The organism is Marinomonas foliarum (assembly GCF_003337275.1).
In the GTDB taxonomy this organism is placed as follows: domain Bacteria; phylum Pseudomonadota; class Gammaproteobacteria; order Pseudomonadales; family Marinomonadaceae; genus Marinomonas; species Marinomonas foliarum.
Genome location: NZ_QPJQ01000044.1, coordinates 19,933 through 31,739, shown reverse-complemented (window position 1 = coordinate 31,739; position 11,807 = coordinate 19,933). Strand labels below are relative to the sequence as shown.

General features: G+C 43.1%; 11 protein-coding genes. 1 reads left to right on the top strand and 10 read right to left on the bottom strand.

Annotated elements, in window-relative coordinates; translation table 11 throughout:
* Nucleotides 1-69: 69 nt before the first annotated feature.
* Complete coding sequence (locus DFP77_RS19585; protein ID WP_258861206.1) at nt 70-915, top strand: methyl-accepting chemotaxis protein; 846 nt, start codon at nt 70-72, stop codon at nt 913-915.
* Between the two features lie 102 nt (nt 916-1,017).
* Here the strand turns inward: DFP77_RS19585 and DFP77_RS17670 are convergent, their stop codons facing one another.
* From DFP77_RS17670 to DFP77_RS17625, 10 genes are all read right to left on the bottom strand, one after another.
* A complete protein-coding gene (locus DFP77_RS17670; RefSeq protein ID WP_114413532.1) occupies nt 1,018-1,437 on the bottom strand; it encodes a hypothetical protein in 420 nt (139 codons plus the stop codon).
* Between the two features lie 128 nt (nt 1,438-1,565).
* Entirely contained in the window at nt 1,566-2,534 is a 969-nt protein-coding gene (locus tag DFP77_RS17665) for a D-2-hydroxyacid dehydrogenase family protein (protein WP_114413531.1), read from the bottom strand.
* A 170-nt stretch (nt 2,535-2,704) separates the two neighbouring features.
* On the bottom strand, nt 2,705-3,880 hold the full coding sequence (gene fadA, locus DFP77_RS17660; RefSeq protein ID WP_114413530.1) for an acetyl-CoA C-acyltransferase FadA: 1,176 nt from the start codon (nt 3,878-3,880) through the stop codon (nt 2,705-2,707).
* Between the two features lie 27 nt (nt 3,881-3,907).
* Nucleotides 3,908-6,058 carry a fatty acid oxidation complex subunit alpha FadB gene (gene fadB / locus DFP77_RS17655; protein ID WP_114413529.1) on the bottom strand — a complete coding sequence of 717 codons (2,151 nt, stop codon included), beginning with the start codon at nt 6,056-6,058 and terminating at the stop codon, nt 3,908-3,910.
* A 119-nt stretch (nt 6,059-6,177) separates the two neighbouring features.
* Nucleotides 6,178-7,107, bottom strand: coding sequence for an electron transfer flavoprotein subunit alpha/FixB family protein (locus DFP77_RS17650; RefSeq protein ID WP_114413528.1), 930 nt, complete (start codon nt 7,105-7,107; stop codon nt 6,178-6,180).
* Nucleotides 7,104-7,856, bottom strand: a complete 753-nt coding sequence (locus DFP77_RS17645) for an electron transfer flavoprotein subunit beta/FixA family protein (RefSeq protein ID WP_114413527.1) — start codon at nt 7,854-7,856, stop codon at nt 7,104-7,106. Before DFP77_RS17645 ends, DFP77_RS17650 begins: the two co-directional genes overlap by 4 nt.
* 416 nt (nt 7,857-8,272) lie before the next feature.
* On the bottom strand, nt 8,273-9,025 hold the full coding sequence (locus tag DFP77_RS17640; RefSeq protein WP_114413526.1) for an enoyl-CoA hydratase-related protein: 753 nt from the start codon (nt 9,023-9,025) through the stop codon (nt 8,273-8,275).
* Nucleotides 9,025-9,585, bottom strand: coding sequence for a DUF2889 domain-containing protein (locus DFP77_RS17635; RefSeq protein ID WP_114413525.1), 561 nt, complete (start codon nt 9,583-9,585; stop codon nt 9,025-9,027). The genes DFP77_RS17640 and DFP77_RS17635 overlap by 1 nt, the downstream gene beginning before the upstream one ends.
* 37 nt (nt 9,586-9,622) lie before the next feature.
* Nucleotides 9,623-11,317, bottom strand: a complete 1,695-nt coding sequence (locus DFP77_RS17630; RefSeq protein WP_114413524.1) for an AMP-binding protein — start codon at nt 11,315-11,317, stop codon at nt 9,623-9,625.
* Nucleotides 11,318-11,420: 103 nt separating this feature from the next.
* Nucleotides 11,421-11,735, bottom strand: coding sequence for an SCP2 sterol-binding domain-containing protein (locus tag DFP77_RS17625; RefSeq protein WP_114413523.1), 315 nt, complete (start codon nt 11,733-11,735; stop codon nt 11,421-11,423).
* Nucleotides 11,736-11,807 lie beyond the last annotated feature (72 nt).

The following is an 11,807-nucleotide window of genomic DNA, read 5'->3' as shown; positions in this document are numbered from 1 at the left end:
ACGCCACAGTGCCAATGATATGCTGTCACCTGTTGAGTATGAAAAACTGTTCGAAAAGATGATTGAGAAGTGTCTACTGAACTAGTGGCGATTCAGTCCTCCGCCCTTGGCAGCATGACAACAGAGTTAAAAAACGCCTCCGACACAACCAACAATATTACTCATGCGCTGGTTAATGCCTCAACATCCATGATTAGTGCTGGGCAAGAAATGAACCTATCAAATCAACAAATGGCAGAAGTAGCAAAAGACACCGAAACAGAAGCCACTACTTCTAGCCAATTAACGGCACAAGGGATTCAAGCTGTAAATACTTCTCATAAAGCCATATCTAGTCTTATCAGTGATATTGAAGAGTCATTAAAACGAGCCGATCAGCTCGAAAAAAGCTCAGAGAATATATCATCTGTTCTTGAAGTGATTAGGAACATTGCCGAGCAGACCAACTTACTTGCGTTAAATGCCGCCATTGAAGCCGCCCGCGCTGGCGAACAAGGTCGAGGATTCGCCGTCGTTGCCGATGAAGTAAGAACCTTAGCCACTCGAACCCAGAAGAGTACAGATGAAATAGAAACCATCATTGAGCAACTTAAAATGAATGTAAAAGAGTCCTCGATTTCTACTCAAAATAGCCGTAGCAATGCTGATAACACAGCGTCAAATTTTGAAACAGTAATCACCATATTTGACTCGCTCAATACCTCATTCGAAAAAGTACAAAAAATGGCCTCGAAAACTGCGCAAGCGACTCTAGAGCAAGCGGCACTATCTGATGGAATCAACCAAAGCCTTGTCCAACTAAAAGAACAAACGGATGGCGTTAAAGATGTCTCTATTCTAATAAATGAACAGTCCACACAGATCACGGACTTGTATAAAACACTTAATAATGAAGTGGGGAACTTTAAGGTCTAGGACTACAGAAGATGAGATATTGAAAGGTAATTAAGGCTCAAATAGCCTCTTGCTCTTTAACGAAAAGGAAAACGAAAACGATTAAAGAGCAAGATGGTAAATCTATTTCTCTGTTGGACAGCTTTCCATACCTACGCGGTAAGTCGAAACAGCACCCACCCCAGCAAACTTGCGGAAAGCGTTAAAAGCATCATAGCTAGGCTTATAGCTCACAGTATAATTCATGTTTACTTGTGATCCATAATTACCACAGCAGTTAGGGCTAAAAGAAGCATCTTGGCTAATGACTTGAAAGCCTTCTAAATTATTTTCTTTACCAAAAGCAATAAGCTCGTCTGTTTTTGCTTTATATATCGCCCCAACATCTACATCACTATTAGGTGGAAGGTTTTCCATGTAAGAAAAAGACGTTATATCTTTTACATCGCATACAGGTGCTTCAGAAGTTTCTTGAGCAACGAGCAGGTTAGAAAAAAGTACGGCAGGCACAGCAACAAGCAGTGCAGATGAAAAAATCTTCATATGAAACATCCTATGTGATTTAAAATATCCATTGAAGTAATGATGACTCATTACTTCAGTTGATTAAAAATGTACCTAAACAAACAGGCCAATAACAAATGAAATGATAGCATTAATCGAGCTTAAATTTATGAAATTACTACCAAATTTTCCGCTTTACCATCAGCAAAAGCCACAACATTTTCGAAAGCAATTTTGAAGTAAATCTCATAACTGGCTTTTTCAACGTACCCAATATGCGGTGTGCAGAGCACATTTGGCAAAGACAACAAAGGCTCATTCTCAACTGTAGCAGGCTCGCTTTCAAATACATCAACAGCCGCTCGTTTACTCGGGTTAGCCAGCATTTCTGCATACAGGGCACCACTTTCGATAAGCTCAGCACGGCTAGTATTTACCAACAAAGAATCCGCTTTCATCAAGGCCAAATCCGCTTGCGTCACAATGGCTTTAGTTGCGTCATTGAGTCGCAAATGCAAAGTAATAATATCCACGGTTTGAAAAAAATCCTCCTTAGATTCAGCTGCAGAAAAGCCATGCTCCTGCGCTAACGCTCTGGAGCTTTCACTACCCCAAACCAGCACCTTCATACCAAAGGCTTTCGCATATTGCGCGATACGTTGGCCGATTTTACCGTATCCCCAAATCCCCAAAACCGATCCACTTAATACACGGCCAAGTCCTAGGGCTCCAGATTGTTGCCAATGACCTTGTGAAAATTGAGAAACATATTCGGGAATATGTCGACTTGCCGACATAATCAAGCCCCAACACAACTCGGACGGAGCAACCGGTGAACCAATACCTTCTGCCACAGCCACACCGTATTTATGGCAAAGCTTGGCATCAATATGATTACTGATTTTCCCTGTTTGGCTAATCAGCTTTAAATTGGGCAAATTAGCGAGCAAGTCTTCAGAAATAACCGTACGTTCGCGTATCAAAACCAACGCCTCAAAATCTTTTAAATTGACCACCAAATCTTCAACACTAAGAAAGGTTTCATTAAAAACATGTGCATCATGGCCCTTTAATACATCAAAGCACACCAAGTCTTTAACGCTATTTTGATAATCATCCAATACAGCTATTTTCACAAAGCAATCCTTATTTAGTTATCGCCATTTAATAGTTCTTATCATCGGGCAAGATTATAAAAAACACCAGAGCAAAAAAAGCCCCGCACATGGCGAGGCTAAAGACAGAGATTATAATTTCAGACTAATTAAAGCCCTTAAACGACGTCACGAGCGTACTTGAACGCTATCTACACGCGTTCAAAGACAGTCGCAATCCCCTGCCCCATGCCAATACACATAGTAGCAAGGCCAACGGTTGCGTCTTTTTCACGCATCACATTTAGCAAGGTCGTTGAAATCCGCGTACCTGAACAGCCAAGCGGATGACCAAGAGCAATCGCACCACCATTCAAGTTCACTTTATCGTCAACCTGATCAAGCAAGCCAAGATCTTTCAGCACTGGAATAGACTGAGCTGCAAAGGCTTCGTTTAACTCTACAATCTCGATATCTGCAATAGTCAAACCAGCACGTTTAAGCGCTTTCTTAGTCGCAGGCACAGGTCCGTAGCCCATAATCGCAGGATCACAACCCGCCACCGCCATGCTACGTACTTTGGCAATAGGCGTTAAGCCAAGTTCTTCAGCTTTTTTCGCAGACATCATCAACATAGCTGATGCACCATCAGACAAAGCTGAAGATGTTCCCGCTGTTACCGTACCGACTTTTGGCATAAACACAGGCTTCAGCCCAGCCAAAGATTCCATAGAGGTTTCTGGGCGAATCACTTCGTCCACTTCCACTAGGATCTTATTACCGTCGGCATCATGACCTTCAATAGAAACGAGTTCATTATCGAAACGACCTTGTAACGTCGCTTCATGCGCAAGGCGATGAGAACGCACAGCAAAAGCGTCTTGGTCTTCACGGCTCACGCCATGCATTTTGCCTAACATTTCAGCTGTAACACCCATCATCATGGACGCTTTCGCCATATGTTTAGACAATGCAGGGTTAACATCTACGCCGTGCATCATATTGACGTGCCCCATGTGCTCGACACCACCAACAACAAACACATCACCTTGGCCTGTCATAATAGCTTGAGCCGCTGTATGGATCGCTGACATAGATGAGCCACATAGGCGGTTCACAGTTTGCGCCGCCGTGGTAATTGGCAAGCCAGCCAATAAAGACACTGCGCGCGCCATATTAAAACCTTGCTCAAGGGTTTGGTTTACACAACCCCAAATCAAGTCTTCTACGTCTTTCTGATCCACATTTGGGTTACGTTTGAATAATTCTTTTACTAGTGCCGCCGATAAATTTTCTGCACGTACATTTCGGAACACGCCATTTTTCGTTTTACCCATTGGTGAGCGAACAGCGTCGATAATGACGACATCATTTGGATTCAGTTTCATGGAAATTCTCCTCTAGCCTATGGGAAGTTATGCGCCGTAGTAAGTTTCGTTGTTCTTCGCCATGTCACGCATTTTTGCGGTTGGCTCGTACAACTTACCTAAGTGGCTGTATTTGTCTGCAAGATCACAAAATGCCTGCAGTCCCATTTGGTCTAAGTAGTGCAAAGCACCGCCAAGGTATGGAGGGAAACCAATACCATAAATAAGTCCCATATCCGCTTCTGCAGCAGAAGAAACAATGTTTTCCTCTAAACAGCGAACTGTTTCAATACAAAGTGGAATCATCATTCGAGCGACAATATCGTCTTCTGTTAACTCAGAATTAGACGTAATGACTGGCGCTAACAAATCATTAATTTCAGCATTGAAAATTTTCTTCGGCTTGCCCTTACGATCTGGCTCATAGGTATAAAAACCTTTGCCATTTTTCTGACCAAAACGTTCTAGTTCGAACAAACGATCTATGGCATTTTTGCCTTCATGCTTCATGCGATCTGGGAAGCCTTCAGCCATTACTTGGTCTGCATGGAATGCGGTATCCACACCTACTACGTCAAGCAAATACGCAGGCCCCATCGGCCAGCCAAATTTCTCCATGGTTTTATCAACCACTTGGAAATCCGCGCCTTCTTGCATCATCAAAGAAAAACCAGCGAAATAAGGGAACAATACGCGGTTTACCAAGAATCCAGGGCAGTCATTTACCACAACCGGTGTTTTACCCATCGCTTGGGCATAAGCAACGGTTTTAGCGATAGCCGCATCGCTGGTTTTTTCACCGCGAATAACTTCAACTAAAGGCATACGATGTACTGGGTTAAAGAAATGCATACCACAGAAATTTTCTGGGCGTTTCAGATCTTTTGCCAATTCAGTAATAGAGATGGTTGACGTGTTAGAGGTCAAAATAGCGTCATCGGCAATTTTACTTTCTACTTCAGCCAATACTGATTTTTTGATTTTGACGTTTTCAACAACGGCTTCAACCACAAGGTCAACGTGATCAAATTCGCCATAGCTCAAAGCTGGAACAATTGCGTTCATCGCTTTAAACGCTTTTTCAGTCGTTAAGCGTCCACGCTCTACTTGGCCATTGAACAGTTTATTCGCCTCACTCAAGCCTAATTCTAGGGCTTCAGGGCGGATATCTTTCATGATGATCGGTGTGCCTTTTGATGCGGATTGATAGGCAACACCACCACCCATGATGCCAGCCCCTAATACAGCGGCTTGTTTCACAGGCGTCGCATTTTTCGCGTATTTGCTTGCAGTTTTCTTAATTTGTTGATCGCTTAAAAACAAGTTAACCAAAGATTTCGCCACGGGGCCTTTGGCAAGTTTGATAAAACCTTTGATTTCTGTATCAAGGGCTTTTTCCATCTCTTGGCTAATGCCTTTTTCAATGGTTTTAATCGCCGCCATTGGCGCAGGATAATGCTTACCCGCTTTGGCACCAACGACACCGCGGACTGATTCGAAGACCATCATTTTTTCAATAGGAGTAAATATCATTGGTGCGCGTAATTCATCACGACGAGCATGATAATCTAGCTTACCATCCAACACTTGTTGAATAAGATGGCGTGCGGACTCGTTCACTTTCGCAGCAGGAACAACCGCATCAACTGCACCATCTTTAAAAGCGTCTTCACTGCGTTTCTGAGCACCACCACAAATCCATTCACAGGCATTGTCCGCACCGATCAGACGAGGAAGACGAACGGTACCACCCCAACCTGGGTAAATGCCCAGCTGAGTTTCCGGCAAACCAATTTTTGCTGTCGTGGCCATAACACGATAATCACACGCCAAAGCCAATTCCATACCGCCACCAAGCGCAATGCCATTAATAGCAGCAACTGTTGGGCAACATAAATTAGAAATGTCGTTGAAGATGTTATGAGCATGACGGAGCTTATCGCTTAAATCCTCTTCTTCAAGTTTGAACCAAGAGGTGAACTCAGTTATGTCAGCACCAACCACAAATACGTCTTTCGCACTTGCAAAAATAACCCCTTGCAAATCGTCAATGTGTTTAAGGGCATTAACGGCTTCGGCCAATTCATTCAAGGTTACACTGTTGAATTTATTAACCGACTCGCCGACCAAGTCCAGAGTGACAGTTGCCACGCTGGCATCATCGACTGCAACCTTGATTGCTTGTCCTTCGAAAATCATGCTGGTCTCCAATTATTTTTATTATGATGACGGTGGGATTTTTTCACCGTCATCTGATACTTAAACGCTGTTTGCACCTCTCTTTCAAGAAACACTAACAACATAGTTTCTACGAACAGTTATAGGCTTTTTTCTAGCTCAGGTACGGCATCAAATAAGTCTGCGACCAAGCCATAATCTGCCACTTGGAAGATAGGCGCATCTTCATCTTTGTTGATGGCAACAATCACTTTTGAATCTTTCATCCCCGCCAAATGCTGAATCGCACCAGAAATACCAACCGCGATGTACAGATCTGGAGCAACCGTTTTACCTGTTTGCCCTACTTGTAAATCGTTTGGTACAAAGCCCGCATCAACAGCAGCACGTGAAGCACCAATGGCTGCACCCAGTTTGTCAGCAATACCTTCCAACAATTTGAAATTATCGCCATTGCCCATACCTCGTCCGCCAGAGATGATCACATTAGCAGCAGTCAATTCAGGACGATCAGATTCAGCTAATTGCTCTTTCACAAAACGACTACGATCAGATGCAATTACTTGAGAAAGTACCTGGCGTTCTGCGCTGCCTCCCGTACTCGCAGCGGCATCAAAACCTGTAGCACGAACGGTCAATACTTTTACTGGATCCGTTGTTTTTACCGTCGCAATGGCGTTACCTGCGTAGATAGGACGAACAAACGTATCTGCTGATTCCACTTTGATCACATCAGATAGCTGCGCCACATTCAATAATGCGGCCACACGCGGTAGAGTATTTTTACCAGTAGTCGTTGCAGGTGCTAAAATGTGACCATAGTCTCCGGCGATTTCCACCACCAATTTAGACACATTTTCAGCCAGCTGATGTTCATAAGCAGCGTTATCAGCCACCAATACTTTACTAACACCAGCTACTTGTGATGCTTGTTCAACAACGGTTTGGCACTCAAAGCCGACAACCAGTACATGAACATCAGCGTCAATTTGTGTGGCTGCGGTAACTGTATTTAACGTCGCAGGCTTTAGAGATTTATTATCGTGTTCTGCAATGATTAAAACGCTCATGACACCACCTTCGCTTCATTTTTAAGTTTGTCGACTAACTCAGCAACAGAGCCAACTTTAATACCACCAGCACGCTGCGGCGGTGGTGTGACGGAAACGATGCTGACATTAGACCCAACTTCCACACCTAGGTCGGCAGATGTTTTTACATCCAATGGCTTTTTCTTCGCTTTCATAATATTTGGCAGAGAAGCAAAACGAGGCTCGTTGAGACGAAGATCTGTAGTAACAACCGCTGGCAAGGTAATCGCCAAAGTTTGCAAACCACCATCAATCTCACGAGTAACTTGTGCTTCACCGTTTTCGATCACAATTTCTGACGCAAAAGTTGCTTGAGGGTAATCCAATAGCGCTGCCACCATTTGCCCCGTCTGATTATTATCAGAATCAATCGCCTGCTTACCCATAATCACTAAATCAGCCGCTTCTTCTTGTGCCACCTTAGCGATAAGTTTCGCTACCGATAAAGAGTCTAAACCATCCTCTGCTTCCACCTGAATCGCGCGATCAGCACCAAGTGCCATCGCAGTACGCAATGTTTCTTGGCAAGATTTTGAACCGACAGAGACCACCACAACTTCAGATGCCACACCTTTTTCTTTTAGGCGAATGGCTTCTTCCACAGCGATTTCACAGAAAGGGTTCATGGACATTTTGACATTGGTAAGATCGACCGCTGACTGGTCGGATTTGACGCGAACTTTGACGTTGTAGTCGATGACTCGCTTTACAGATACTAAGATTTTCATAAGCCCCTCGTATTTATTATTAAGTTCTCTTTCATACATCCCATCCAGATTTTCACTAGATTGATAGCATGCAAATATTCCCTATCAATAGAACTCTTTACTTAACCTCTATAGTAGTTTGGGAATGATTTTCATCAATAACAAAAAAGCGCCAGTTAACTGACAAAAATAATCACACATTAATCCGTTAAAGCAAAACAGTCTCAAGAAACAAACAATAACAGACATAATGCTTCTTGAGTTTAGTACGAATTGAAGAAAAAGATTGGACGTAAAAAGGGACAAAAAAGAGGAACAGTAATTAGAAGGCAAAAAGATACTATGTAAGAAAGGTTAAGAAATAAAAATGACCCTCCCTAGTGGCAAGATCACCTTTTGTTCTTTATATATTTCTCCTAAGAGAGCAAAGGGGAATACTATTTATTACGGGATAAAAATGCCATGAAGGCTTGATGTGCTTCCGTTGAACGCAACCGATCTTTGAAAATTCTGCCTTCTCGCATTAAAGCCATTTGTACGTCATCCTGCGCTCGATACTTTAATAGATCTTTACTTAATGCTACCGCTTCAACGGGGAGCGCTGCTGTTTTTTCCGCATAACGCAATGCTACTTTGTAGGCTTCACCTTCTTCACATATGTGGTTAATAAGGCCTAACTCATAAGCCTGTGTACCGTCTACAACCTCACCTAGGACAAGTATCTCAAAGGCTTTTTGATGGCCCACTAACTGAGGTAATAAATGGCTAGACGCTGCTTCGGGCACCAGTCCTAATTGCACAAAAGGAAACTGCAATCGTGCTTCACGAGAGGCAAGTACCAAATCACAATGCAACAACATAGTCGCACCAACACCAACAGCTCTCCCTTCCACTCCTGCTATAAGTGGCTTTTTATAACTGCTCAGCACTTGTAAAAAAGCCATAATGGCTTCCATTTTCTCTGGCGTTTGAGCAATCTGCACAAATTCATTAATGTCATTACCCGAAGAGAAATCACTTCCAGCGCCATGAATCAAGGTCACCTTTATGTCGGAATTAAGCTCTGCTCGACGTAATGCATTCGTTAATGCCTGATACATATCTAATGTAATCGCGTTTTTCTTTTCAACTCGGTCCAAGCACAAAATTTGCACACCAGACTCAATACTTTCAGTAACAAAATCACTCATTACTGACTCTCCTTTAAAGGTAAATGCAACACTTGCTCTTCAACTAATTTACGAACCATAGGGCCATCTTCTGACCAACCATGACAACTGTTGACTAACTTAATGAGTGCTGCGGGGACATGCTGAGGGTATTTTTTCCCCAAAGGCTGCCACATGGTTTGGAAAGCAGTGGTTGCTACTACCGGCAATAATTCTAATACATGGGTGCAACCGACTTTCCCACTAAAAGTCTGCTTTATCCAACGACTCCATCCAGCCTCAATACGAGTTCCTTTCAATATTTCGAAGCTAGGTGCGGCACCACCACAATTGGGGAAGGGAAAAGAATCCATTGAAACAGACACCTCTTTAATTAAAAAGGTGTCGTCTAATGTTAAACAAACCGTAATATCGTGGAAAGGACTGCCTTCTGGCACCACCTCCCCATCAAATTCACGGTTAACGTCATAAGGCTTGATATCTTGCATCGTCGCTTCAATGTCCCAGAAACCATCTTCTCGTAGATAACCATAGGACTCGATAACGCGGCGATGCATTAACTTACGCTTAACCTGCGACATGCTGTGCTCCTACTTTGATGATCCACCTAACCAGAGGTTAGGCTTGTTCTTCACGTAAGGCACGACGTAGCACTTTACCCACATTGGTTTTGGGTAGTTCTTTTCGCACTTCAAAGAACTTAGGCACTTTATAGGCAGCTAAATTCTCTTTGCAGTAAAGACGTAGCTCTTTGGTATCCAGCGTCTCAACATTGGCTCTTAGAACCACAAAGGCCTTAACTGCTTCTCCCGTTTTATCATCCGGTACACCAATGGCTGCAGATTCCAAAATATCAGGGAAAGAAGACAAGCAATCTTCCACTTCAGTTGGATAAACGTTAAAGCCAGACACAATAATCATGTCTTTCGCACGATCCACTATCTGCAAGTAGCCATCAGGGTGCTGCATCGCGATATCACCCGTGATTAAAAAACCATCTTCGGTCATCACTTCACGAGTCGCTTCTTCACGGTTCCAATAACCTTTCATTACTTGAGGTCCTCGCACGCATAACATGCCAGCCTCACCTTGAGGTAGAGCTTCGCCCTCTGTGTTTTGAATCTTGATATCTGTTTGTGCAACAGCAATACCAATGGTGCCAATACGCTCTTTGCCAATCGGGTTAAAAGACACAACAGGCGAAGTTTCTGTCAAACCATAACCTTCTACTACTTGGCAGCCCGTTACTTTTTGCCACTCATCAGCAGCGGCATGCGTTAACGGCATACCGCCCGAACAAGTTAGTTTAAGGCTGGAGAAATCAAGTTCTTTAAAATCGGTATTGTTACATAGGCCAACGAACAATGTGTTTAATCCCACAAAACCAGTAAAACGCCACTTTTTAAGCTCTTTCACAAAGCCAGGTAAATCTCTTGGGTTTGGAATTAATACGCTGTGCGCGCCTTTTTCTAATAACGTCAAACCGTGAATTAGAAAGGCATAAATATGGTACAGAGGAAGTGGAGCGATATAGAGCTCAGTTCGCTCGGCCACAATCGAATTCAGTCTTGAGCCCAGCTGATTCATATTGGAAATTAGATTTGCATGGGTCAGCATTGCACCTTTCGCCACGCCCGTTGTTCCACCTGTGTATTGCAGGACAGCAATCTGCTCCAATGACATTGGTACTTTAGAAACCGCCTTGCCTTTTCCTTTAGCAAGCACATCATTCAACATAAGTGCATTAGGAATATGGTAATCAGGTACCATTTTCTTCACATACTTAACGATTGAGTTAACGAGTAAACGCTTTACAGGGGAATGGAAGTCTGCGATTTCAGTGATAATGACATGCTTGATAGTCGTTTTAGCTAATATTTTTCCGACATTGTGTGCCATATTCGCAAACACCACCAATGCCTTTACACCTGCATCATTAAACTGATGTTCCAGCTCTTTTGGTGTATATAGCGGGTTGGTATTAACAACTATCAAACCAGCTTTCATTGCACCAAACAGTACAACAGGATATTGAATAACATTAGGAAGCTGAACCGCGATACGATCACCTGGGACCAAATCGGTTTCATGTTGAAGATAAGCCGCAAATTGATCGGACTTTTCATTCAACTCACGGTAGGTAATGGTTCGTCCTACGCTGGTAAATGCAGGCAGATCAGCATATTTTTTCGACGCCAATGCCAATACATCAGGTAAAGATTTATAACCATTGGGGTTAAGCGATTCGGGTAAGTAGCTGCCTGGCGCTTTTCCAATATTTACATTGCTATTAGAAGAAGTATCCATTGTCATAAAAAGCTCCATTTGTTTTTTTTATTTAGGAGTTGGGAAGTAACAAAAGCCCAACCGCACCAATGGCAGTTGAGCTTTAAAACGTTAGCTAAACTAAATTTTCCTATTGTGGGAAGATTTGAGTCAACTTAGTCGCCAGCATAATGTCACCATCTGCACGAATTTTACCCTGCATAAATGCTGCCATGCCATCTAATTCCCCACTCATAACTTCTTTCAGTGTGGCTAAATCCATGCTTAAGGTCACCGTTGGGTCGTCATGCTCCCCTTCTCCCATCGAGCATTTACCGTCCTCGATACTTAAGTGATAGCTGTCTGCATCGTCTAAGTCAAATTGAAACACCGCTTCCATATCGTCCGCTTCATCCGCATCAAAGCGCCCTAGCATGGATTCAAAAACTGCTTTTGCTTCACTCATAATTTTGACCTCTTTGTAATCTAGTAATATGTCATTAATGTTTGTTTGATAAAACTATCGTCCATCTAGCTA

Excerpts from the sequence above, each read along its gene's own strand:
- fadA (WP_114413530.1), bottom strand. The coding sequence starts at position 3,880 with ATGAAACTGAATCCAAATGATGTCGTCATTATCGACGCTGTTCGCTCA.
- DFP77_RS17635 (WP_114413525.1), bottom strand. The coding sequence starts at position 9,585 with ATGTCGCAGGTTAAGCGTAAGTTAATGCATCGCCGCGTTATCGAGTCC.
- DFP77_RS17645 (WP_114413527.1), bottom strand. The coding sequence starts at position 7,856 with ATGAAAATCTTAGTATCTGTAAAGCGAGTCATCGACTACAACGTCAAA.
- DFP77_RS17640 (WP_114413526.1), bottom strand. The coding sequence starts at position 9,025 with ATGAGTGATTTTGTTACTGAAAGTATTGAGTCTGGTGTGCAAATTTTG.
- DFP77_RS17630 (WP_114413524.1), bottom strand. The coding sequence starts at position 11,317 with ATGACAATGGATACTTCTTCTAATAGCAATGTAAATATTGGAAAAGCG.
- DFP77_RS17670 (WP_114413532.1), bottom strand. The coding sequence starts at position 1,437 with ATGAAGATTTTTTCATCTGCACTGCTTGTTGCTGTGCCTGCCGTACTT.
- fadB (WP_114413529.1), bottom strand. The coding sequence starts at position 6,058 with ATGATTTTCGAAGGACAAGCAATCAAGGTTGCAGTCGATGATGCCAGC.
- DFP77_RS17650 (WP_114413528.1), bottom strand. The coding sequence starts at position 7,107 with ATGAGCGTTTTAATCATTGCAGAACACGATAATAAATCTCTAAAGCCT.
- DFP77_RS17625 (WP_114413523.1), bottom strand. The coding sequence starts at position 11,735 with ATGAGTGAAGCAAAAGCAGTTTTTGAATCCATGCTAGGGCGCTTTGAT.